The sequence below is a fragment of the Endozoicomonas sp. GU-1 genome (assembly GCF_027366395.1).
Lineage (GTDB): Bacteria > Pseudomonadota > Gammaproteobacteria > Pseudomonadales > Endozoicomonadaceae > Endozoicomonas.
Genome location: NZ_CP114771.1, coordinates 5,210,201 through 5,232,326 on the forward strand (window position 1 = coordinate 5,210,201; position 22,126 = coordinate 5,232,326).

General features: G+C 47.7%; 27 protein-coding genes and 2 pseudogenes. 11 read left to right on the forward strand and 18 right to left on the reverse strand.

Features of this window, described 5'->3' with window-relative positions; translation table 11 throughout:
* Nucleotides 1-32: 32 nt before the first annotated feature.
* Nucleotides 33-1,685, forward strand: a complete 1,653-nt coding sequence (locus tag O3276_RS21730; protein WP_269673183.1) for an IS1634 family transposase — start codon at nt 33-35, stop codon at nt 1,683-1,685.
* Here the strand turns inward: O3276_RS21730 and O3276_RS21735 are convergent.
* A complete protein-coding gene (locus tag O3276_RS21735) occupies nt 1,662-2,030 on the reverse strand; it encodes a hypothetical protein (RefSeq protein WP_269673184.1) in 369 nt (122 codons plus the stop codon). The two genes, O3276_RS21730 and O3276_RS21735, sit on opposite strands and share 24 nt — an antisense overlap.
* Nucleotides 2,031-2,218: 188 nt before the next feature.
* On the opposite strand from O3276_RS21735, the gene O3276_RS21740 reads away from it, so the two are divergent.
* The 4 genes and pseudogenes from O3276_RS21740 (at nt 2,219) to O3276_RS21755 (ending at nt 3,874) form a co-directional block, all read left to right on the forward strand.
* Nucleotides 2,219-2,473, forward strand: a complete 255-nt coding sequence (locus O3276_RS21740) for a type II toxin-antitoxin system Phd/YefM family antitoxin (RefSeq protein ID WP_269673185.1) — start codon at nt 2,219-2,221, stop codon at nt 2,471-2,473.
* A gap of 26 nt (nt 2,474-2,499) precedes the next feature.
* Nucleotides 2,500-2,742: pseudogene (locus tag O3276_RS21745) on the forward strand (Txe/YoeB family addiction module toxin); the annotation flags it as partial.
* Nucleotides 2,743-3,212: 470 nt separating this feature from the next.
* Nucleotides 3,213-3,455 (forward strand): DUF6364 family protein, encoded by a 243-nt coding sequence (locus tag O3276_RS21750; protein ID WP_269673186.1) that lies wholly within the window; start codon nt 3,213-3,215, stop codon nt 3,453-3,455.
* A complete protein-coding gene (locus tag O3276_RS21755; RefSeq protein WP_269673187.1) occupies nt 3,452-3,874 on the forward strand; it encodes a type II toxin-antitoxin system VapC family toxin in 423 nt (140 codons plus the stop codon). The genes O3276_RS21750 and O3276_RS21755 overlap by 4 nt, the downstream gene beginning before the upstream one ends.
* Before the next feature lie 204 nt (nt 3,875-4,078).
* Here the strand turns inward: O3276_RS21755 and O3276_RS21760 are convergent, their stop codons facing one another.
* Nucleotides 4,079-4,537: a DUF29 domain-containing protein gene (locus O3276_RS21760; protein ID WP_101746539.1), complete on the reverse strand. Its 459-nt coding sequence runs from the start codon at nt 4,535-4,537 to the stop codon at nt 4,079-4,081.
* 302 nt (nt 4,538-4,839) lie between these two features.
* On the opposite strand from O3276_RS21760, the gene O3276_RS21765 reads away from it, so the two are divergent.
* Nucleotides 4,840-5,226, forward strand: a complete 387-nt coding sequence (locus O3276_RS21765; RefSeq protein WP_269676037.1) for a transposase — start codon at nt 4,840-4,842, stop codon at nt 5,224-5,226.
* Here O3276_RS21765 and O3276_RS25945 read toward each other — a convergent pair.
* The 9 genes and pseudogenes from O3276_RS25945 to O3276_RS21810 all read right to left on the reverse strand — a co-directional run bounded on the left by O3276_RS25945 (nt 5,180) and on the right by O3276_RS21810 (nt 12,932).
* A complete protein-coding gene (locus O3276_RS25945; RefSeq protein ID WP_101746541.1) occupies nt 5,180-5,437 on the reverse strand; it encodes a transposase in 258 nt (85 codons plus the stop codon). The genes O3276_RS21765 and O3276_RS25945 overlap by 47 nt on opposite strands.
* Nucleotides 5,365-5,610, reverse strand: a complete 246-nt coding sequence (locus tag O3276_RS25950; protein WP_442876544.1) for an ATP-binding protein — start codon at nt 5,608-5,610, stop codon at nt 5,365-5,367. Before O3276_RS25950 ends, O3276_RS25945 begins: the two co-directional genes overlap by 73 nt.
* A 31-nt stretch (nt 5,611-5,641) precedes the next feature.
* Nucleotides 5,642-6,717: pseudogene (gene istA, locus O3276_RS21775) on the reverse strand (IS21 family transposase); the annotation flags it as partial.
* A 151-nt stretch (nt 6,718-6,868) separates the two neighbouring features.
* Nucleotides 6,869-8,143, reverse strand: a complete 1,275-nt coding sequence (locus tag O3276_RS25955; RefSeq protein WP_442876612.1) for an ankyrin repeat domain-containing protein — start codon at nt 8,141-8,143, stop codon at nt 6,869-6,871.
* Between the two features lie 15 nt (nt 8,144-8,158).
* A complete protein-coding gene (locus O3276_RS21790; RefSeq protein WP_269671929.1) occupies nt 8,159-9,193 on the reverse strand; it encodes an IS4 family transposase in 1,035 nt (344 codons plus the stop codon).
* Between the two features lie 431 nt (nt 9,194-9,624).
* Nucleotides 9,625-10,923: a transposase gene (locus O3276_RS21795; protein ID WP_269673190.1), complete on the reverse strand. Its 1,299-nt coding sequence runs from the start codon at nt 10,921-10,923 to the stop codon at nt 9,625-9,627.
* A gap of 18 nt (nt 10,924-10,941) precedes the next feature.
* The gene (locus tag O3276_RS21800) at nt 10,942-12,195 is read right to left on the reverse strand and encodes an ISL3 family transposase (RefSeq protein ID WP_269671896.1); all 1,254 of its coding nucleotides are present in this window, start codon (nt 12,193-12,195) and stop codon (nt 10,942-10,944) included.
* Nucleotides 12,196-12,293: 98 nt separating this feature from the next.
* Nucleotides 12,294-12,560, reverse strand: coding sequence for a hypothetical protein (locus O3276_RS21805; protein ID WP_269673191.1), 267 nt, complete (start codon nt 12,558-12,560; stop codon nt 12,294-12,296).
* A 45-nt stretch (nt 12,561-12,605) separates the two neighbouring features.
* On the reverse strand, nt 12,606-12,932 hold the full coding sequence (locus O3276_RS21810; RefSeq protein ID WP_269673192.1) for an ankyrin repeat domain-containing protein: 327 nt from the start codon (nt 12,930-12,932) through the stop codon (nt 12,606-12,608).
* A gap of 152 nt (nt 12,933-13,084) precedes the next feature.
* Between O3276_RS21810 and O3276_RS21815 the strand changes: the two genes are divergently transcribed.
* Nucleotides 13,085-13,860, forward strand: a protein-coding gene (locus O3276_RS21815; protein WP_269672523.1) for an IS5 family transposase whose coding sequence is annotated in 2 segments (ribosomal slippage) — nt 13,085-13,424 and nt 13,424-13,860 — 777 coding nt in all. Because the reading frame shifts where the segments join, the coding sequence is not laid out codon by codon here.
* Between the two features lie 462 nt (nt 13,861-14,322).
* Nucleotides 14,323-14,556, forward strand: coding sequence for a hypothetical protein (locus O3276_RS21820; protein WP_269673193.1), 234 nt, complete (start codon nt 14,323-14,325; stop codon nt 14,554-14,556).
* Nucleotides 14,557-14,586: 30 nt separating this feature from the next.
* Here the strand turns inward: O3276_RS21820 and O3276_RS21825 are convergent, their stop codons facing one another.
* From O3276_RS21825 to O3276_RS21835, 4 genes are all read right to left on the reverse strand, one after another.
* Nucleotides 14,587-16,644 (reverse strand): ankyrin repeat domain-containing protein, encoded by a 2,058-nt coding sequence (locus tag O3276_RS21825; RefSeq protein WP_269673194.1) that lies wholly within the window; start codon nt 16,642-16,644, stop codon nt 14,587-14,589.
* A gap of 283 nt (nt 16,645-16,927) precedes the next feature.
* Complete coding sequence (locus O3276_RS25960; RefSeq protein WP_442876545.1) at nt 16,928-17,332, reverse strand: ankyrin repeat domain-containing protein; 405 nt, start codon at nt 17,330-17,332, stop codon at nt 16,928-16,930.
* The gene (locus O3276_RS21830) at nt 17,242-17,553 is read right to left on the reverse strand and encodes a hypothetical protein (RefSeq protein ID WP_269673195.1); all 312 of its coding nucleotides are present in this window, start codon (nt 17,551-17,553) and stop codon (nt 17,242-17,244) included. Before O3276_RS21830 ends, O3276_RS25960 begins: the two co-directional genes overlap by 91 nt.
* On the reverse strand, nt 17,553-17,699 hold the full coding sequence (locus O3276_RS21835) for a hypothetical protein (protein ID WP_269673196.1): 147 nt from the start codon (nt 17,697-17,699) through the stop codon (nt 17,553-17,555). Before O3276_RS21835 ends, O3276_RS21830 begins: the two co-directional genes overlap by 1 nt.
* Nucleotides 17,700-18,221: 522 nt before the next feature.
* Between O3276_RS21835 and O3276_RS21840 the strand changes: the two genes are divergently transcribed.
* Nucleotides 18,222-19,646, forward strand: coding sequence for a transposase (locus O3276_RS21840; RefSeq protein WP_269672517.1), 1,425 nt, complete (start codon nt 18,222-18,224; stop codon nt 19,644-19,646).
* A gap of 437 nt (nt 19,647-20,083) precedes the next feature.
* On the opposite strand, the gene O3276_RS21845 is transcribed toward O3276_RS21840, so the two are convergent.
* The 3 genes from O3276_RS21845 to O3276_RS21855 form a co-directional block, all read right to left on the reverse strand.
* Entirely contained in the window at nt 20,084-20,419 is a 336-nt protein-coding gene (locus tag O3276_RS21845; protein WP_442876546.1) for a transposase, read from the reverse strand.
* Between the two features lie 138 nt (nt 20,420-20,557).
* Nucleotides 20,558-20,905 (reverse strand): type II toxin-antitoxin system RelE/ParE family toxin, encoded by a 348-nt coding sequence (locus tag O3276_RS21850; protein WP_269673197.1) that lies wholly within the window; start codon nt 20,903-20,905, stop codon nt 20,558-20,560.
* Nucleotides 20,906-20,907: 2 nt separating this feature from the next.
* Nucleotides 20,908-21,237 (reverse strand): type II toxin-antitoxin system Phd/YefM family antitoxin, encoded by a 330-nt coding sequence (locus O3276_RS21855; RefSeq protein WP_269673198.1) that lies wholly within the window; start codon nt 21,235-21,237, stop codon nt 20,908-20,910.
* A gap of 291 nt (nt 21,238-21,528) precedes the next feature.
* Between O3276_RS21855 and O3276_RS21860 the strand changes: the two genes are divergently transcribed.
* Nucleotides 21,529-21,795, forward strand: a complete 267-nt coding sequence (locus tag O3276_RS21860) for a DUF4160 domain-containing protein (protein WP_269676039.1) — start codon at nt 21,529-21,531, stop codon at nt 21,793-21,795.
* Nucleotides 21,788-22,051: a DUF2442 domain-containing protein gene (locus O3276_RS21865; protein WP_269673199.1), complete on the forward strand. Its 264-nt coding sequence runs from the start codon at nt 21,788-21,790 to the stop codon at nt 22,049-22,051. Before O3276_RS21860 ends, O3276_RS21865 begins: the two co-directional genes overlap by 8 nt.
* Nucleotides 22,052-22,126 lie beyond the last annotated feature (75 nt).

Consider the following 22,126-nt stretch of genomic DNA (forward strand, 5'->3'; position numbering starts at 1 on the left):
AAAGGACTGATCAGATCTTCAGGAGCACCGATATGCCGCCAGTTCAATACCAGTCTAAGAACCTTAATCATCTTGGCCTGGTTGCCGCCATGTGCCGGGAGCTAAAGATAGCCGAATATTTCGATGCACGCATAACCAATGACTCTGATGCACGCAATGTCACCATTGGACAGGCTGTGGTCGCAATGATCATCAATGGGCTGGGCTTTACAGGGCAGACCCTCTACCTGGTCCCTGAGTTTTTTGAGGACAAGCCGATTGATCGCCTCATTGGGGAAGGCATCCAGGCAGAACACTTAAACGACAAAATACTTGGCCGGGCTCTCGACAGTCTTTATGAAGTTGGCGTCAGTGACTTATATCTGAATCTTGCCATTAAGGTCGTCAACCATCTAAAGCTGCCCTGCAAGGCATTAAACCTGGACGGCACCAGCCTTCATACAGACGGTGTCTATAACAATAATGAAAACCCTGATGACTTGAACTGCATCCATATCTGCCGCGGCTATAGCCGTGATCACCGGCCTGACCTGAATCAGGTTGTCTTGCAGTTAATCACCGAAAATGAGGCGGGTATCCCTGTGTTTATGGCGCCTGCGAGTGGTAATGTAAACGACAAAACTTGCTTTCAGGAAACTATCAAAAATCATTTGTCGTGTTTTAAGGCAGCTTTGAATAACCGTTATCTGGTCGCAGATGCAGCCATGTACGTTGCTGAAACCCTCCAGTTGCTTGATAAGCAAAAACAGCTGTTTATCTCCCGGGTGCCGCTGAATATCAAGGATGCCAAGGAGCTGGTCGGCAAAGCGCCTGCCATGGCACTGGAGCCTGTTGAAGGCTATGAGGATTATTCTTTTACTGAAGTACCTGCCTGTTATGGCGATGTTCGACAACGATGGTTCTTGTTTCTCAATAAAAAGCGAAGGCTCAGTGAACAGAAAACGCTGACCAGAAAGATGCAGAAACAGTCACTGAAAGAAGCCCGCGATCTGGAAAAGTTGGGTAAAAAGGCTTTTCTGTGCCGGGACGATGCATTGGAAGCTTTTGCCTTGTGGCAGAAACAATCGAAACTCTGTCAAAGTGAAACGGAACCTGAGGTTATCTGTAAACCCTGCTATCCGGGCAAAGGACGTCCATCGTCAGATAGTAAGCCTGATCACTTCGAATATTTTGTACAGAGCACATGCTTTGTTTCCTGCGAGAAAAGAGAGAATTCGCTGGCCTCACTGGGTTGCTTTATCCTGGGCACCAATGATTTGGACCAAAAGGGTTTGAATACCCACAAGGGCATAAATGCCGCTGAGCTGTTGTCTACCTACAAGTCACAACAGAAGGTTGAAGGTGGCTTTCGATTCCTGAAGAGCCCGGACTTTCTGGTTTTCTCACTCTACCTGAAGAAAGCGGAACGAATTGAGGCCCTGTTAATGGTGATGACACTGTGTCTGATGGTCTATGCTGCTATCCAACACAGAATAAGGTATGAATTGAAGAAGCAGAGCCGTGTATTCTTAAACCAGAAAAAAAAGCCCTGCCAGAATCCAACGGCGAGATGGGTGTTTTTCTGTTTTCAAGGGGTTAGTGTATTAACGGTCAATAATCAGGAACAACGTGTGGTCGGTTTGAAGGAAAGACAATGGACGATCATTCAAGTTTTAGGCATTTTATATGAGTCGGTATATTCCTGATTGGGGTGGTGAAAGGCAGATGCAAGGTTCTTTGTCATGCCGGTACAGTGTACGGGCAACCCGGATAGGGCCGACAGCTGACTGATAAGTTGCAGAACAGCGCAATGCCCGGTGATAGCAGGTGCCATTGAGCTCAATGGCTGGTGCATCGACGTCGAGTGAAGCCAGGTCATTTGCAAGAACCTCACGCTCTGCCTGAGCAAAAAGAGCATGGACCTCGTTTTCATAATCTTCAAAATGCCTGATCGGATTATGATGCTGGCGCAGGCGGGTCAACATGAGTTCGAGCTGCTCAAGCGCGTGGCAAGGATTGGCGGTTTTAGCCAGTGGCTGACATACTTCCATCGGGGCGGCCTCTCACTGGAACGGTGTCGTATTCCAGTAAGCATCATACCGGTGTTTGGCCGTTACCCTATACCAGGCCGGGCAAAATTAGTTGCTATGGGGCATTCCGTGGAGCGCAAACTCTGAAAAGACAGTCAGTATGAGACTTTCACCCATCTGATTCACGTACAGGTATCTGGAAAAATAAAATGAATGTGGTTTCCTACACAGAAATGAGAAAAAATCTCAAAGCGGTTCTGGACAGCGTTGTTAATGATGCAACCCACACCATCATTCATCGACGCGACGCAGAAGATGCGGTGGTGATGTCGAAAGAAAATTACGACAGCCTGATGGAAACGCTTTATCTGCTCTCTTCTCCTGAAAATGCCCGTCGGTTGAAATCCGCCGCTGAACAATTCAAAGCCAATAAGGGTATCCAAAGGGATCTGCCTGACTTATGAGTACCCCGAAAAAGGTCACGTAAAGCTGGTCTGAAGAAGCATGGGAAGACGGCCAATACTGGTTGGCCACCGACAAACCAAAAGCCGGGAAGCTAAGAAAACCCATTAAAGAATGTCTGCGTAGCCCCTTTGAAGGCACAGGAAAACCGGAGCCACTCAAAGGTAGCTTTTCAGGATTCTGGTCGCGCAGGATAGACCAGGAACATCGATTGGTATACGCCTTCAGCAACGGCAACCTGTTCATACTCCAATGCCGCTTCCATTACTGAAACAAAAACAACCCTGGAGCCCTGTCACCATCAACCCTATGCCTGTCGTGCAAGCATCTTATACCAATTCCACCTTCTAAATATGATAACGAGCAAGTCATTTTGGACCGCTGGGCAAGGCGGAATGACGAGTAATAGCAGGGCTATTGCGAGGAATTCCAACGAAGATCCAGCGGTTCAAAATGGCTGCGCAGTTCATATTTAGAAGGTGGAGTTGGTATTACTCACCGTGGAATAATGCAGGCCAAAATAATCAGCAATAGCCTTCTGGGTATAACTGCCGGATGCCAAAGTCGCACAGACCGCTGCCTCGGTAGATTTATAACTCGCCTGGTAAAACCCAAGTGCCCGTGCAGGTTTCCGTTGCTGTTTATGTGGGATTTCAGAAAATGTTTTTCCATCCGCCGACTTGTCAATTACTGAATTACGTACTATTTTTTTAAAACAATACGTATTGCGGAAAATGCATAATGAACAAATTAACCCTGACCGTTGATCCTGAAGTGGTGCAGCAAGCCAAAGCCTATGCTGCAAAGCAGCAGCAAAGCTTATCGAAGCTGGTAGAGAATTATTTAAAAAGCTTACCCCGTACAGAACACTCACAGGCACCACAACTCACTGGTGCAGTAGCCGATCTAGCGGGCATTATCAGCGAAAAAGAGCTGGAAGACGCCAGGAACTACATCGATTTTCTGCAGGACAAATACCAATGACCCCCACCTTGTTTCTGGATGCCGACGTTGTGCTGGACTTACTGGCAAAACGAGAACCCTGGTTTGAACAAAGCGCCGCTATTTTTTCCAAAATCCAGTCCGGTGAATTTTATGGTGCAACATCGGTTCTGGTGTTTGCCAACGTCTTTTATATTCTCCGCAGAATAAAAGGCCAGAAGGCAGCACGGGCAACACTGCAAAAACTCAAAAGCCTGCTCAAGGTAATGGCCACCTCTGAAGCAAGTCTTGAAATTGCGCTGCACTCGACTTTCACAGACTTTGAAGACGGTATTCAATACTTCACCGCACAGAGCGGGGGTGCCAACCTGCTCATTACCCGTAATATAAAAGACTATAAAACGCAAAACCTGGCGGTAATGACACCACTGCAATTTCTGGAAAGCCTGGGATGTCATTGATAAGACACAATGGGAGCAGTTCTGACCCCGGAGTTCAAAGAAAAAAACCGAAATCAACTCAGCCATTGAGCCAGGGAAAAATCATGAAACCCCGCACCCAGCGAGGACCTCAGACAGATATCGAGCACTGGCGGAAAGGTCTCAAAGAGGTGCTTGCAGAGTTGCGATAAGCCATCAACATCTGACCGAAGGGCGTTAGCGCGCCTAATCTTTAAAGCGATCAGGCCAGAAGTCAGCATCCATAAACTGCTCAAACGTCCAGAGACAATCAGGTGGGAAGTCTTCTTCAGGATAACCTGTTTCAATATGAGCATAATAGGCTGCATCGGCATAGGCACTGGCTATGGTTTCATCCAGAATATGCTTTAGGCTGGGGTTTTTCGACAGGAGTTTTTCCAGGTCACGTCGTTGACCTTTTATGGTGATCTCCCAACTTGCCCCACGTCGATCGGGTTGATATTGCCACTTAAGTAAATGTATGAGCAGTACGCTTAAACGGGTTTCAAGCTCACGCTTTACTTTTTTGCCCATATCCTCAACTTCTTCGACCAGATTTTGAATATCGACTGCATGACACTGCCCGGAACGCAGAAGCTCAAGCTGTTTGTTTACCCAAGCGTAATAGTCATTTTCGTATAAATTCTGAAAGTCTGGTTTGGCCATACGGCTTGACCTCCTGTATTAGCATTTCCTTATGGTTATGCCTGATTCAATGTAGATGCAAGCCCTTTTTTGTCAATTACTCACTCTTAGATAAGTTAATGAAACATCTCCTGGTCACAGGCGGTGCCGGCTTCATCGGCACCAACTTCGTCCATTACTGGATGAACCAATATCAAAACAATACATCGAACAACAGAATAGACCGCATTAGGAGTCCTATCGGACTCCGAGCTATCCTTCCCAGCACTAGAAGTACTGGGCTTGACGCTCTTTCCGGTCAATCCTGAGTTTCTGCTCCCAAAATACCAGTAACTCTTTCGGCCTTTACGACATTCAAGAATCAAGACCTAATGGAATGGTCTGCTTGGCTGGGCTTGGTGCCAAAGCAGCAATCGACCGGTGGCGTGCCCACGTTGCTCGGGATCAGTAAACGGGGCGATACCTACCTGCGAACCCTGTTGATACACGGTGGCAGAACCGTTGTCAGGGTAGCCGACAAACACGACGATCGACGTAATAACTGGATTAAAGAGCTTGACCAGCGCAGGGGCAAGAATATATCAGCGGTGACAGTTGCCAATAAGAATGCTCGCATTGCCTGGGCTGTGTTAACCAAGAAAGAACCCTACAGATTTCTAACCATTATAGGTAGCACTGCCTGCAGGCATAGCTGGTGTCATGCAACCTGAAAAAACCTTTAACAACTTCAGGCGTTTTTTGTAGCGCTCGCATCTTACTACGAACAAAATCTATGAACTCATCTTTGGTCTTCAAAGCAGCTTTTCCCAGCTTTTCTTTGAGCTGATTCCAGACCTGTTCATCAGGATTTAACTCCGGAGAATAGCTCGGCAGTAAGTGCAGTCCAAGCAGCTTCGGCCGTTTTGATGATCCTTTATCCAGCCACTGCCCAGTAACTGTTGAAACTGCTCACGCTTGAATCCGCGAGGGTGGCGGAAGTCAATGTCTTCCATGCAGGCATGCTGCCTTAGTCGTGCATTTTTTAAACGGGTTTTCAAGCGCCGGTTATCACGGACAGTCATTTCCCGATCAACCATCAGCCCCCAACCGTTCATCAAACGACATTTGTTCTATGTCTGGACTGTTTAATTGCTCATTAGCCAGTTGGTAAGGCACGGAGTAGTAATGGCCGTCTACTGACACATGGTAGTCAATGTGTACCCGAGCCTCTTTCCACTCAGCGTATTGATAACGCTCTGCAGGTAAAGGCTTGAGTGCCGGTTTGTCCAGCTCCTCAAATAGTGAACGATGATTACCTTGTAATTTCTGGAACGGTTTGTTATTCAGCTCATCCAGCAGGCTGCGAATCGCTTTGTTCAGTGCCGACAGGGTAAAGAATGTCTGGTTACGCAGGCTGGCCAGTATCCAGCGTTCGAACACCTGTACGGCAGATTCAACCTTGGCCTTATCCTGAGGTTTCCTGACCCGGGCGGAACAACGGCTACTTGATAATGCTCAGCCAGATCCGGATAGGTGGGATTGATCACCGGTTCATACCGATGGGGTTGTTTTACGCCTGATTTCAAATTATCAGGTACCATTGTGCAGGGAGTGCCTCCAAAATAGTCAAAGGCACGTACATGAGAGCCGACCCAGTCCGGAAGCGATTGGCTCCAAGTGGCTTCCGCATAGGTGTAGTTGGAAGCTCCCAGTGTAGCGACAAAAATCTGTGTTTGTCGTACTTCACCAGTGTACTGGTCAACGACAGGCATCGTTTGAACTGCGTAGTCAATAAAGAGCTTATCTCCGGCTATACGGTTTTGCCGCATGACCACATCCACCGGGTTCTTCCATGACCGATATTGGTCACTGAACCAGCTGTACTGATAACCATCCGGATGACAGGCTTTGTACTCCTGCCAGAGTCGCATCAGAGTCATACCGGGATGCCGGAGTTCCTGATGAATTTGACTCCAGTCAGGCTGAGCCTGCTTGTTCCTGCCTGATGATGGTTTGACGGGGAACAATTGCTGCTCCAGCGTATGCTCATCAATGGAGTCAGGCAGTGGCCAGGTCAGTTCAGAAACCGAAAGCCGAGCCAGATAATTTTTAACGGTTGAGCGGGAGATATTGCAGCTTTGGGCGATCTTTCGCTCACTGAGGTTGTGCTCAAATTTGAGCCTGAAAACTTCACGAATTTTGCGCATGGGCAGTCTCTTCATGATGCAATCCCATCATCCTTGAAAGGGTCTCAAGAACGAGGGTAACGGTTATTGAAATAGACTGCGCCGCTGGCTGGAAAAGGGTGGCCGGATGTTACCGGAATGGGTGGCCGAATGCTTCCGGAATACCCAATCGGTTCTTCGCGCAATTTTATTGCCCACTGTAGAAGGCAGCCTGTTTATAGCGTTTAAGCAGTTTCTTGCAGCCTGTGTAGCCCCTCAGGGCAGCTAAACGAAAGGCCGTCGAGCCAGATTTAGTCCTCTCATTGACATTGATTCCTGAACGGACCAGCACCTCGACGATCTCTGTGTGGCCACCCATAGCGGCCAGATGGAGAGCCGTCGAGCCAGATTTAGTCCTCTCATTGACATTGATTCCTCTGTACACCAGCTCCCTGACGATCTCTCTGTGGCCCGCCTCAGCAGCCCAATGGAGAGGCGTCTTGCCATCGTTATCCTTCTCATTGAGATTGATTCCTGGAACGGACACCAGCTTCCTGACGATCTCTGTGTGGCCCCACCTAGCAGCCTCATGGAGAGCCGTCCAGCCCCAGTTATCCTCCTCTTTGGCCAGGGAGGAATCATTCCTCAGCAATTTCCTGATCAACCCTGTGTCGCCATTTTTGGCGGCATCGTGAAAACCCCGAACGTAATTGGATCGGTCACTGTCCGACAATACCCTGGCCTTGACGGTGCCTGTTCGGTCAGGAGCCGCTTTGTTGCCGTCAGCTGCCTGTAAGACCTCGGCGATCTTTTCGTGGCCCTTGCAGTAAGCCAAGTCGAAAGCCGTTTGGCCAAACTTATTCTTCTCTTTGGCCAGTGAGGAGGGGGCAATCTTCAGCAATTCGTTGATAATGGCTGTGTGACCTTTTCCAGCAGCCAAGTGAAGAGCCGTTTCCCCGTTCTTATTAGTGGTATTCAAATGTGCCCCATTTCCACTCAGCGGTCCCAAGCATCCCACATGGCCGTTAAAAGCGGCCAGATGCAGGGCTGTTTCGCCGTTCTTATTGGTGGTATTCAAATTTGCCCCATTTCCAATCCGCGGTCTCAAACATCGGAAATTTACCTGTTTTCCAATCAGCAGTCTCAGGCATCCGTCATGGCCGTTTTGAGCAGCCAGATGCAAGGCTGTTTCTCCATTGTTATTGGTGGCATTCAAAATCGCCCCATTTTCAATCAGCTTTCTCAGGCATTCGTCGTGGCCGTTACAAGCAGCCAGATGCAGGGCTGTTTCGCCGCTATTGTTGCGGGCATTGACCTTCTCTTTGCTGATTTCAAGCATCCTTTCCAGGTACCCGCTATGCCCTTTGGCTGCAATGATATGCAACGGTGTTTGACCTTCTTCATTGGTTTCGTTGAAGCAGCTCTCGTGGAAAAGCTTGAAAATTCCCAAAGAACTTTCACTGGCAACAGTGTCCAGCACCACTGTACACGACAATTTTCATGAGGCTCTCTCCCACCTGGTCTCAAAGAGCAGTGCTACAGCCCCAAATAGCTCTTCCAGCCACGTATCAACATGATTCAAAATCCGGGCAAGATAATCCAGCCCTGCTCGGAAGATAGATTGTGCTTTTCGCCCATGGCTTTTTACCTTGATGGGCGTTGTTTCATTTATCCACTCACCTGTCTTATATGCCCAGCAAAAGGCTAATGCCAGAGTGCATAGCAATTTCGATATTTTATCTCGATCCTTCAGATGCGTGTCCTCAAGGTTAAAGCCCCGTCCTTTCATAGCCTGGAACATGGTTTCTATCTGCCATCTCTGGAGATAGTCACTAATGGCACGCCAGGGTTCGGCGTTACAGATCACCACCATGGGATCGCTCCCTTTTTTGGAGGCGGCAAGGTATACCATTTGCCCCCAGACTTTTCGTGGCTGCCGGATTGCCATAGTTTCGCCTGTTGACAGTGAAAATATTCTGGTTACTGGCAGTAACCTGTTTTGATGCTTATTGGGAACAAGCGTATTGTTGGGAACTCTGATGCAGAAGGGCCAGTTACCATGAACCAGATATTTCAGCCATTGTTTTCCTTTAAACTCTCTATCCATTAACAGGCGCTGTATGGCTTGCTCAGGGAAAATTTTTCGGAACCTCTTCAGCAGCTCAACGCGTTCAGTCGTATTCGAGCAACCTTTTTTGGGCAGGAGTGTCCATAAAATCGGGATAGACATTCCCTTGTAGTTTATTGCCAGAAACAGGATGTTGATTTTGAATATTCCAAACATCCAGTTAGTCCGATCCATGCTGAGCTGCCACCTGCCTTCCGGGGCGAACAGACTGGCAATTAATGTGGCCATGATGCTTTCATCAAAAACCACCTCGAGAAAAAAACGCTGAATCCTTCGGTAACAGGAAAGGGTCTGCGACCTTCCGGGGAAGGTGGTTGCAAGACTTGTGAAGTTTACGGTCTGTTTTTCCAGCAGCCCAAGTACGAGGAAAGCAAGGACGTTCAGGCGACACTTGTTCCATTTCAAATAGGTTCTAAACTGCGTGATGAGTAAGTCGGCGGGTTCCATTGTCGTGGGTCTTTTGAGCTAAAAAACTCAAGATAGTGAATCCTGCTGGCTTACTCCTAATTTAATTTTTGTCGTGTACAGTGGTCCAGCACATTAAAAATATTTGCACCATGTTGTTCCAGAACACGTCGGCCCTCGATGTTTCCCGACGTAACAACGATGCGCAAGGCATCATTAAGGACGTTAAGGTCGTTCGCTCCCGCTGTGATCAGGATTTCAAGATGCTGCGTTTGCCCCCGCTCGGCGGCTTCGCGCAGAGCCTTATTAAGGGCAAGTGGGCCAGACTCGGTGCTGCTCAGATATTGAACCTAAATTAAGCAGTTGATCACCCCTGAGCCATGCCCGCAGGGATAGCTTTTGAACCTCTCAACTGAACTCTATACCAGCATTTACCCCGAGCTGATTAATTGTTGATCTGCAACAACCTGACCATTTTTCAAAAACTTTGAGGTCGCTTTCGTTAGAATGCGACACCAGGCCTGAAATGGACTCAACTGCGGTGCAATACTTTTAATTGAATCAAGAAAATCACACAGCTGGCTTTGTAATTCAGCAATTTTATTCATCAAACGATGATGGCTTGTCAATTTTATTCTCTTTTGATTGCCTGATTCGGTGAGCTTTCCAATTGAGCTCATTAATAATGGACGACTGGTAATAGATTCCTTGTGGGATTCAGGATTACTTAAACGAACATAAAGCGTCCACCAGTTGTATATTAAAGCTACCATTCTCGCTAGCATGCGACATCTTGCCAAATCTTGCGTAACATATCCGCCCCAGCCCCATTGATTTTTTATTTCATCAAAATTATTTTCACAGTCAGCCCTGTTTCGATAATGGTTAATAATGGAGACAACATCATTATCAAGTGAAGTGACAAGTACTGAGTACTCATAGGCTTTTATATTGTCCGGTTCTTCAATTAAAGCCAGTGTTGTTTGACGCTCTTTTAATTCTTTTTCCAGGGCCAGCATTTCGTTTTCAGGATGACGTCTGCGTACAATAATAATACGCCGTTCTTTTTTCCATCCTGATAATTTAATAACCGATTCCTTGCCTTCCCAGTGCTTATCATATTTTGTCCAGCCTCCGCCGCAGTGCGCTTGGCATATGGCTTTCTTGACGTTGTCATACTTTTTGACTTTAAAAAGATAATGACAGCCCGCGCTTTCCAATTCACACATCACTCGATCATTTCCCCAATCACAATCGCCACGAACAAATTCAGGCCAGCAACATTTTGGCAAACGATTTAATAACGCCATTAATCCTGGCAATGAGTATTTACTATGACTTTCATTACCCGGCCTGACTTCAACTTCGAGTATCAATTTTAAGTTGGCCATCATGTAGGAGTGATAGGTGTGGGATGGCCTTCCTTTTTTATATGGGTTGTAACCATTCACCGCACCTTCCTGATTTCCATAGATGGTTTTTACAGTCACATCGACATCCATAATCCATGGAATGGTTAACAGTGGATCAAAGCAGAGGTGCAGATGTTTTTGCATCCATTCAACGCCTTGCTGCTCATCAATTTTCTTCAAACCACGTCTGGCGGAATCGTCACTGACAATTTTTTTCATGCCAAGAAGCTGTGCATTAACGTTGTCGCCAATAATGGTTCCAATGTGTGCGTATCGTTTATGGCCGGAAAGTATGGAGAGCATTATTGACCCGAGCACATCAACTTTTTGGCCTCGTCAGTAAAATCTGTGGGTCATTTCCGGTTCAGGTAACTTGCCAAGCGCATGATATAACGCAATTTCCGCACATCTGTAGGTTCTGAAACCGTATGATTTTCTCGTAGTGAGTTTTATCTTGGTGTTCAGACCCTCAACGATACCGCTGGAATACGCCTTTTTCGCCTTGAACCAGTTCAGGATAAGTGGCTTGTGTCGTCGAACAGTTTTAGCAACTTTCTTCATCGGTTCTATCTTTGATCGCATCACTCTTGTACACCACCGGTCCAGGTATTTTCCTGCCCAGTGTGGTGAAATGTAGTCCCAGAACACTTGGAACTCTTCTCTGAGAAGATAGGCTCTGACACTTTTGAGGTTGTACTGAAGCACTGTGTTCAGCTTGATCTCTTCTTTCTCGGTCAGGTTCTCTTTTCGCTTGAGCAGACACCAGCGTGTTTTTTTCAGCACCGGTTCATAACCATCTGCCTGAAGCTGTTTGTGTTCCGTGGTCCTGACTTCATCAATGGCCTTATTCAGCATGGCAACGATATGAAAGCGATCCAGAATATGTAATGCTTGGCTGGCAAACACCGCAATCGCTTTTACGTAGGGTTGCCACATATCAGAACAGACATACTCCAACCGCTGGCTACGCTGTGTACCCAGGAAAGCGAAGAAGCTGCGAATCGTAGCTTCGGTACGCTCCTGACCAACCCATAGTAGCCGTGTACAGTCGCGATCAATCTGGTAGACAACAGTCAAGTATTTATGGCCGATCTGATACGCCACCTCATCAACACCAATGGCCTTGATATTATCAAGTGAACGATGCTTCTTGCCCCACTCAACCACATACTCAACAGCATGGAAGACCTTCTCCCACGAGGTATTGAAAGTACGGGCGACCTCCTTCCAGGAGAGCTTTCTAGCCCAGTTTGCCAGAAACTGCATGTAAACTTTGGTGAGTTCCTTCTTGCCTTCAGCCCATGGAACCTGCTCAACCTTTACGCCACATGTCTTGCATTCAACCCTACGCATTTTGTAGAGCAGAAAAACCCTGATTCCCCAGAGAGGGACAAACTCGAAACGACGTTCAGCAAGACGGTCATAGCCCGGAGCTGGTTGCTGACATCCTGAGCAAATAGCATGGCCGTTCTTGCGTGGGACCACGATGACATTGAATACTTCAGAGCCTTGATAGAGACCGAGTTTTACATCCTGATAAACAAATGACTTGAGTTTATGAACTTTATTGAGGATAGTTTTTATCAGCATCAGCGGCGTTTCTTCTTGTTTTTGTCTGCAAATAAAAACATACCTGAAATCAGCCGCTGGTGCTTTTTTTTTTCAAATTTGTTGATTTCTACCCACAGTTATCCCTGAAGAGCCACTTTTTGAGGTGCATTGGGGCTTTTATAGGTCAATGGGCAATCATTGACCCAAGGTTCAAATCGATGGCCCGTTTTTAAAAATTGGATAAAAAAAGCCAATTGCCCCATTGGAGTGACCGAAGCTTCCGGTTCCCACTCAACATGAATTTTTCCATCGAAAGAATCGACTTCGAGCGTGACCGACAAGGGGTCTTTTTTCATTTCTGACAGCTCACCCTTTGGGTGAGCGGGTTTTGGTGGACGAACCATCTGTGAGCCCTCGGTATGGCTGAGGGTAAGATTTTAGCTGATGGGTTAACCGCTGAATTTAGGTTGAAGCAGTGGAGCATCGCCCCCCTGGGTAGCGGTGCGCACTAAGTTATTGATATCCGCCCCTGCCCTCTCCAGCATATTGAATTCCTTGGTGCGGCGCATCCGGGCAGCAAATTGCAGGATGGTCTCACCATTATGCTCGACGGCATTGAAATCGGCACGACATTCGATCAGACAGTCGATCAAGAGCCGGACTACATCAGTCGTATGTTCGTTCTTTAAGGCGACAGCTAACAGGTGTTCAGGATGACCGGTGGTCACCGAATAATAAAGCCGATTGGCCAAGGTGTTGTCCTGGCGCAGCAGCACTCTCAGATCGCGCCAATTTCCGGTACGACAGTAATTAAATATCTTGGTTTCACAATAAGAGACTGTTGTAAAAGTTACTGACCATTAACTCAGGATAAAAAACTCAACGTCGTCTATAACTACAGTATCTGATTAGTTTAAGGAGGATAATTATGTATCCATCCGACCTGACCAATGACGAGTGGGCAATCCTCAAGCCTCTATTCCCTGACCCTGGCTATGATACTCCAAAAAATGGGCGACCACGCGACTGGAGTTATCGTCTGATATTGAATGCCATATTCTATCTCACTAAAACAGGCTGTCAGTGGCGAATGCTGCCTTCTGACTTTCCACCATGGAGTACTGTCTACACCTATTTTCGAATCTGGAAACAAGATGGCACATGGAAGAAGGTGCATGATGCTCTTCGTGACCAGGTGCGAATTCAGGCGGGCAAAGAGCCACAACCAACAGCAGCAAGCATTGACTCCCAATCCGTGAAAACCTCGGTAAAAGGGGGGATCGAGGCTATGATGGCGGGAAGAAAATAAAAGGCAGAAAACGTCATATAGCTGTTGATACTCTTGGCCTGATTCTGGTGGTATGGGTACACGCAGCCGCATTTAGTGATAGTTTTGCAGGTCAATTCATACTGGCTCACCTTAAGAAATACTTTAAAAACATCCGGAAAGTCTGGGCTGATTGTGGCTACCGGGGTTACCTTGAAGAGTGGTTTTATCGCTTCAAACCCAAAAGGGAACTTGAAATCACAAAACGCCCACGGGGAAAGTTTGTCGTTCAAGCCAGGCGCTGGGTTGTGGAGAGAACCTTTGGCTGGTTTGAAGGATCCAGACGTTTATCTAAAGACTATGAACAGCTGCCAAGGAGTTCAGAAGCCTTCGTTTATATATGCATGATTCGCATAATGCTACGAAGGTTTAAGTAGTTTTAAAACAGCCTCTAAGGGGATTCGTCATTAAGTAGTCTCATGCCGTCCATACGAATCAATGGCAGTGCAGGTTGCTTGCAGTCTGCACATTGACGTTGGTCAAGAGCCATTGCTGACTATTGTACAATTTCGAGCGACTCTGTGATGCATTCCAGGTGGTAAACGTGAGCGCCATCGCAAGAGGTTTTGACCAGTGAACGCCCGCCAAACTGCCCGCAATAGCCGTCGTCACCAAGACAGATAGAACATTGAAAAAATAAATCTGCCTCGTTTCCACCGACACCATTCATCGACATTGCTTTAGCCTGCTGCTTGACTCAAAACTCTGAGTAGGACAAAAATCAGCAGATTAAGTTCCACAAAAAAAGAATTTTTAACAAGAAGATTGTCGTTTTAATCAAAAGTCAGGTGCGGAACCAATTTTTACCAGACAGTAACCGTTTATCTGGAATGCAAGCAATGGCCACCACTAACATCTGGCAACAGTTCAAAGCGCTCATTCCCGAAGGGGTGCGGGTTGTCGCCACCATTGCAGCCAACAATGGCAACGGCACCAGTCAGGCAGAGCTTCGGGATGGTTCGGTGATTACCGTTAAGGGAGAGACTGTAAACGTTGGTGAAAAGGCGTTTATTCTGGATGGTGAGATAAAAGGCACTGCGTCGAGCATGGCGCAGTATGAGGTGGAGGTTTGAAATAATCAAGAATCAGTTCTCCGCGAAATTTTATTGCTCATTGTTGAAGGCAGCCCGATGGTTGGGTCCATTGTCTTCAACCGATGGTTGGGCTCCATTGCCCTCAACAAAAAGTTCCTTGCACTCAGTGTGGCCAAACAGGATAGCCAAGTCGAGAGCCGTATTGCCAATCTCATCTTTCTCCTTGGTCAGGGAGGGTTTGATTTCCAGCAATGCGATGATAATGTCTGTGTGGCCCCGACTAGCAGCGAAGTGTAGAGCCGTCCAGCCATTTTCATCCTTCTCTTCGGCCAGGGAAGAGTCTAAATACAGCCATTCCCTGATCAACCTTGTTTTGCCACTGTTGGCGGCAAAGTGAAAATCCCGAATGCGCCCGGATCGGTCACGGTCCGACAATACCCTGGCCTTGCCGGTGTCTGTGCGGGCAACAGCCGCTCTGTTTCCGCCAGCTGCCCGTAAGTCCTTGGCGATCTCTTCGTGGCCAATGAGGCGAGCCAAGTCGAGAGCCGTATGGCCAAACTCATTTTTCTCCCTGGTCAGGGAGGGTTCGATTTTCAGCAATTCTTTGATAATGTCTGTGTAGCCCCGAAAAGCAGCGAAGTGTAGAGCCGTCCAGCCATTTATATCCTTCTCTTTGGCCAAGGAAGAGTCTAAGTTCAGCAATTTCCTGATCAACTTTATGTTGCCATTGTCGGCGGCATCGTGAAAATCCTGAAGGCGCCTGGATCGGTCACTGTCCGACAATACCCCGGCCTTGTCGGTGTCTGTGCGGTCAAGCGGCGCTTTGTTGCCGTCAGCTGCCCGTAAGGCCTCGGCACTCTCTTTGTGGCCCTTGCAGAAAGCCAAGTCGAAAGCCGTACTGCCAGCGTTATCCTTCTCTTTGGCCAGGGAGGGTTTAATTTCCAGCAATACGTTGATAATGGCTTTGTGGCCTTTACCAGCTGCCAAGTGGAGGGCCGTTTCACCGTTATTATTGGTTGCATTCAAATTCGCCCCATTTTCAATCAGCGGACTCAGGCATTTGCCGTGGCCGTTACAAGCGGCCAGATGCAGGGCTGTTTCGCCGCTATTGCTGCGAGCATTGACCTTCTTTCTGTTGATTTCAAGCAGCCTTTCCAGGCACTCGCTATGCCCATTGGCTGCGGTGATATGCAACGGCGTTTGACCTTCTTCATTGGTTTCATTGATGTGACTCCAGTTAAGCTGGAGATTGAAAAATTCCAAAGAACCTTCTCTGGCAGCAGTGTGAATTACGGTAATAATATTTGCACCATGTTGTTCCAGAATGCGTCGAGCCTCGATGTCTCCTGACAGAACAGCGATGTACAAGGCACGATCAAGGGCGTTCGCTCCCGCTCTGACCAGGATTTCAAGGCACCTCGTTTGCCCCTGCTCTGCGGCTTCGCGCAGGGCCTTATTAAGGGCAGGTTGGCTGGGTTTTGTGCTGATCAGGTATCCAAGGAGTAGAGCATCACCCTTTCGGACAGCGGTGCTCAATACGTTATTGATATCCGCCCCTGCCCTGACCAGCATTTGGAAGTCCTCGGTGCGGCGCATCCGGGCAGCAATGTGCAGGATGGTCTCACCATTGTGCTCGACGGCATTGACATCGGCCTGGTAATCAATCAAGAGCCGGACTGCATCAGTATGTTCGTTCTTTAAGGCAACCGCTAACAGGTGTTCAGGATGACCGGTGGTCACCGAATGGTAAGCCCGATTGGCCAAAGTCTTATCTTGGCTCAGTAGCATTTTCAAGTTGGCCGTATTCCCGGTACGGCAGGCATTAAATATCCGGGTTTCACAATATGGGGATTCGTCATTAAGTGGTCTCATACCGTCCATACGAATCAATGGCAGTGCCTTTTTCTGGAGACATTCAGCACATTGGCGTTCATCAAGCCTTTTTACCTTCTGGTGTTCATTGTCAAGCCATTGGGTGATGCATTCCACGTGGAAAACGTGGGGTTTCGGATTGCAAGAGGTTCTGACCAGTGAACGCCCGCCAAGCTGGCCATAATAGCCGTCGTCACGACTGCAGATAGAACATTGAAAGAATAAATCTGCCCCATTTCCACCGACACCATTCATCGCTTTAGCCTGCTACTTGACTTAAAACTTTGAGTAGGACAAAGAATCAGCCGATTGAGTTCCACAAAAGATAGAATTTTTACAGGAAGATTGTCGTTTTAATCAACAGTCAGGTACGGAAACAGTTTTTACAAGACAGTCATCGTTTATACGGAATGCAAGCAATGGTAACCACGAGTATCTGACAACAGTTCAAGGGGCTTATTCCTGAAGGGGTACGGGTTGGCACCACTATTACCACCAACAACAGCAACGGCACCAGTCAGGCAACGCTCCGGGATGGTTATGAGTCAATTATTAAACAGAGAGAGCCCCAAAATTCAGCCTCGGTCTCCGTTTCGCTCGACCCGGGTTCCGTCATAGGAATAAGGAGTTCCCTGGACGCAGTTTGATCAAAATGGGTGGCCAACTCTAAAGCTGTAAATCCATCATATAAAGTCCTAACATTGGCCAAGGAGTCGTCAGCGGCCAGTAACAACTCGACGATATCTGTGTGTCCATCGCGTGCAGCAAAGTGAAGAGCCGTATAGCCATAGTTATCGATATCTACGGCCAGGTTAAGGTGGTAGGAGCGGTCAATGTCCAGCAATACCTTGACTATATCTGTGTGACCATCACGAGCAGCAAAGTGGAAAGCTGTACAGCCATAGTTATCCTTGTCTTTGGCCAGGGAGCGGTCAACCAGCAATACCTTGACAATATCTGTGTGGCCATTTCCAGCAGGAAGCGCACCAGGAACGCATCGAAGACCCGCATCTGACGAAAGAGAAACAGATTCTGGTTGGCCGTGACCGCCCCAAGGCTTTGGCTAATGACTTTCTTGAAATAAAGAAACGGTGCGATACCGGTGGCCAGAAAGACCGGAATCGCCAATCCGCCCACCATGGTTCTGCTGCCAAAGGCGTACATTAAGGAAAAAACAGGATCTGAAACAGGGGCTCCAGCAGCGCCCAGGCATAGCCCAGACGGTAATCGCCAAAGCGGGTTTTCATCTCCCGCACCATCAGCGCGTGGATAACCGCCCACTGGATTTGTAATGAGGATCGTTGATGCATAACCTGATAAAGCGTCAGTGAATGGAGCTTCGGCGTAGCTCTATAGCTATTAGAATAAAGCCGTTAAAGGAATTCGGGAGGTCTTTGATGCCGGACAGGTTGTTAACGCGGCAGACACTCACTTTGTCCGACATCCTTTACCCTCTCCACCATACCCTTTCCTTACGGTCAGGATACCTTCCATATACGAAGGGATGAGTAGGGCTTACCCAGTTGATAAGCTTGAGTCAAATGAACTGGGGAGGGTGCGGCAAGCATAATGACATCGTCAGATTTAGCGCGCAGAAGCTCTGATCCTGCCTGCTTCCCTTTTGGGCTCTGCCTGTCAATCTCTTTGGCCAATTGGCGGTGACGAAGCTTATACTCGACTCTAAAGTTTTAGTCTGACTATTGGGTCAAATTTGAGCAGGTCTCACTGCCGCTACTCGGACTTTAGCTGCGCAGAGTCTTCATCGTGGCAACAGGAGGCCTGCTGTACCAAGCTTGGTTGCAAAGTAATGTATTGGCAACATTCATGTGACCATGGTTATACGTATTCTTCCCTGCGCTACTCAATTTATTGATCATCTCGATCAAGCCTTACGCCGTGCTCCGCAAGCTCAGCGACTGACTACCAAGCAACGCTATTTTCTGGCATTTGTCATTTCGGCAATGATTCTGACGCAGAAGCTCTGTTGGGCAACCATGGAACGTCGAAGCCTTGGCCAATACACATCAGCCGCCTTATGGTGGATGTTTTACCGATCCGAAATTGTCTGGCATCTACTGCTACGCATCAGTGTTCTCGTCATTATTGGCCGCTATGGTTTATCAGAGGGAAATCTTCTTATTGACGACACCGGGCGCTCACGATGCAAACGAACCAAAAAGATAGGCAAGACCCACAAGATTAGGGAGAAGAAGACCAGTGGTTATGTCAACGGTCAGGAGCTGGTCTTTCTGGTTTTACAAACCCCGCTGGTGACCATTCCCATTGACTTCCGGTTCTATATGCCTGACCCGAAGATGACCGAATGGCGGAAGAAAAGAGACTTGTTGAAAAAACAGGGAGTTCCTCCAAAGGATCGACCTCCCAAGCCAAAGCCCAACAGTGAGTACCCAACAAAACAGCTACTGGCGCTGGATTTGATTCAGGCCTTCCAACGCCACTTTCCTGATATAAACGTCACCGGCATCCTGGCGGACGCTCTCTATGGTGATGCCCATTTTATGGATGGAGCTTCCTCAGTCTTCTCGGGAACACAGGTTGTTAGCCAGCTCCGTTGGAACCAGACGGTGATCTACAAAAACAAAGAAGTTAATCTGAAGACCTATTTTGACAGTTATCTCGGGCCTGGCGTTAAAAAAACTCTGGTCATACGAGGAGGAAAGGAGCAAAAGGTGACGGTATTGTCTGCCCGTCTCAAGGTCAAAGCCCATGGGCAGAAGCGATTTATTATTGCTTTGAAATACGAGGGAGAGGACGACTATCGCTATCTGGCCGCCACGGATGTTTCCTGGCGTCATGATGATATTGCCCGGCTTCACACGCTGAGGTGGTTGATCGAGGTGTTCTTTGAGGACTGGAAACTTCATGAAGGCTGGTGCAACAGAGCCTTGCAGCAAGGCATTGAAGGGTCTGAGCGTGGCGTGATCCTGAGCGTGCTGTGTGACCATATGTTGCTCCTTCATCCTGAACAATCTGCCCGCTTGGAACACAAGCAGCCTGCGCTTACCGTTGGCTGTCTGGTCGAGAAGCTCAGAATCGATGCGTTGCTGGATATCATCCGGACAGTTGTGGATTCAGAAAATCCTCAGGAGCAGTTCAAGAAGCTGACGGAGTCTCTGGAAGACTACCGGCCAGTGAGAATATCCAGCAAGCATATGGCGGGCAGGGAGCTGGGGAGAATGATGCCAACTGCTTCACTCAAGTATCGTTTACCGGAATATCAAACACTTGTGCATTAGAAACTTGAGAGTCGAGTGTTAGCCATCGTCCGGGATATTCTGCCGGAAGGCATCAACTGTTTTTATGTACGCCAGGCGGAAGCCCTGGGTCTTTGCCATGCGGTTTTGTGTGCCAGGAAAAGAGGGTCATATATGGTCCGCCCCGCATTGCAAGGAAAAGTTTTCCATCATGACTAAAGAGTAGTGCTTCCACTCTTATAATAAAGAGTCCGGCCTTTGGGGTGAGGTCTCAATGCCTCTGGCCCTGATGGCTCACTCCCACCTCATCAGGTCTTCGGCCTCTATGGGCCCTGACCCCGGTCAGGTTCAAGGGAGTGCAGGTCTTACCTTTTATGCCATCATTTGAACTTTATCCACGCAACTCGTTGCAGGCTTCTTACACTGATTAACCGCTGTTGCTTTTCTTTTTTAACGACAAATGTTTAATAGTTTGATGCTCATGCTCCTGCCTTGTAGGGTTCTTTCTTGGTTAACACAGCCCAGGCAATCCGAGCATTCTTATTGGCAACTGTCACCGCTGGTATATTCTTGCCCCTGCGCTGGTTAAGCTCTTTAATCCAATTATTACGTCGATCGTCGTGTTTGTCGGCTACCCTGACAATGGTTCGTCCACCGTGTATCAACAGGGTTCGCAGGTAGGTGTCACCTCGTTTACTGATCCCCAGTAAAGTGGGTACGCCACCGGTAGACTGTTGTTTGGGTACCAGTCCAAGCCAGGCTGCCATTTCCCGACCATTTTGAAATGCCGTTATGTCACCAATCGCTGCATACATTGGGGAGGGGAATCCAACCCTTAAGATCTTATTAGTGGTATTACAGGCTTTGGGATTAACCCTGAAGCCTTATTCGTAAAACCAGGGTCTTGATTCTTGAATGAAGTCAAGGAAATTTTTAAAAACACTGAATAGTGTTCAATGCCTGAACAGCCGCTTTTGTAATAATGTGCTGAAATTTCTCCGCCCATCCGCGCAAAGCAATATGGCAACGGTGATGTCCTGTTTATTTTCTGTTGCGGCCTCAGTGATCAGATAAATAATGCGAAAAGGTTTTCTCACCAGTTGCCGGTATTCTGTATTTCCAAACTGTGCCAGTTCGGGAACCCATGCGCCTTTATAGGGTTGTTCCCTGAGGCTTTGCAGGGAGGTGTTAAAGATCTGCCTTAATTTAACAGCTTGTGGTTTGCCAAAGTGGTCTCTGGTGTAGGCTATAATGTCCAGAATGTCCTGACGGGCATCCTGAGTGAGAATAACCTTTGCCATGGTTATTCTCCTGCACTGTTTTGTTGTTGATTATCGCTGTGTTTATGGCTCTCAGGATTGTCATCTTCAAGGAGCTGGTCAATATCGGCCATTACACTGTCTGCCGTGATGGTGTTCTGGTCTGCCAGCTGCCGTTTGCCCAGGGCCAGCAGTTTTAACAGGGCAAGATCTTCCTGTAATGCTTCATAACTGTGGATATCCTGAATAACGGCTTTGGCTTCACCATTCTGGGTGATCACCAGGGGTTCCCGGCTCTCCTGCAGCTGGTTAAGTACTTCGGCTGCGTTGGCCTTCAGGTAGCTGATGGGTTTGACTTGCTGTGAAAGTTTCATCCTGGCTTCCTTATATTGAAAAGTCTTAATTAAGACTTTATATAGTCTAGCTTTTCTGCTGTCATCCACAAACCTTTCCGGGCCGGTTTTCGCAGTATCCCTCCCTATTTGTATTGGGTGCTGAAGAGATTCAGGACAGCCATAAATTTAACCCTGTTTTAGTCTGGATATTTTAATGGGTGGCCTGTTCTTGTTCTGCGTTGGCTTTTAGGTAGCTGATGGGTTTGACTTGTTTTGAGACTATATCTATTTTTCCATCGGTATAATAATACGCTCGACAAGAATTCTATGATGCCAGTAATATCAAGCTTTTTTGGGATTTATATCAGGATGTACCACGCTGACCATGCCCCACCGCATATTCATGCCGAGTATCAGGGGCATGAGGCGCTGGTAGAAATATCCACAGGCCATATTCTGGAGGGGCGTTTACCCATAAAAGCAGCAAAACTTGTTGGTGACTGGTGTTTGTCGCATCAGGCTGAGTTGTCGGACAACTGGCAAAGGGCAACGGATCTTCAACCACTTGAGCGTATAGCAGGAGCTGATAATGATTAAAATTGTTCAGGCTGTTTTTCAGGCAGGCCTGGGAATAAAGCTTCGCTTTTCTGATGGCAGCTTTGGTGTTATGGATTTTAGTGAAATGCTGTCACATAAAACCAGCCTAACCCGAGCTTTAGAGGATGACGTTTTTTTTCAGCGCTTTTTTATCGAGCTAGGGGCTCTTTGCTGGCCTAATGGCCTGGAGTTCAGTGCAGGAAGCCTTTATAAAAGGCTGGAAGAGTCCGGTAAACTGGTTAAGCCTGCTGCTTAAGGGCCTGCTTTAAAAAACTCACCCTAAAACCTTCTTCGATACAGGAAAACCGCTATTGCGGTTTTGTTGAAGCGT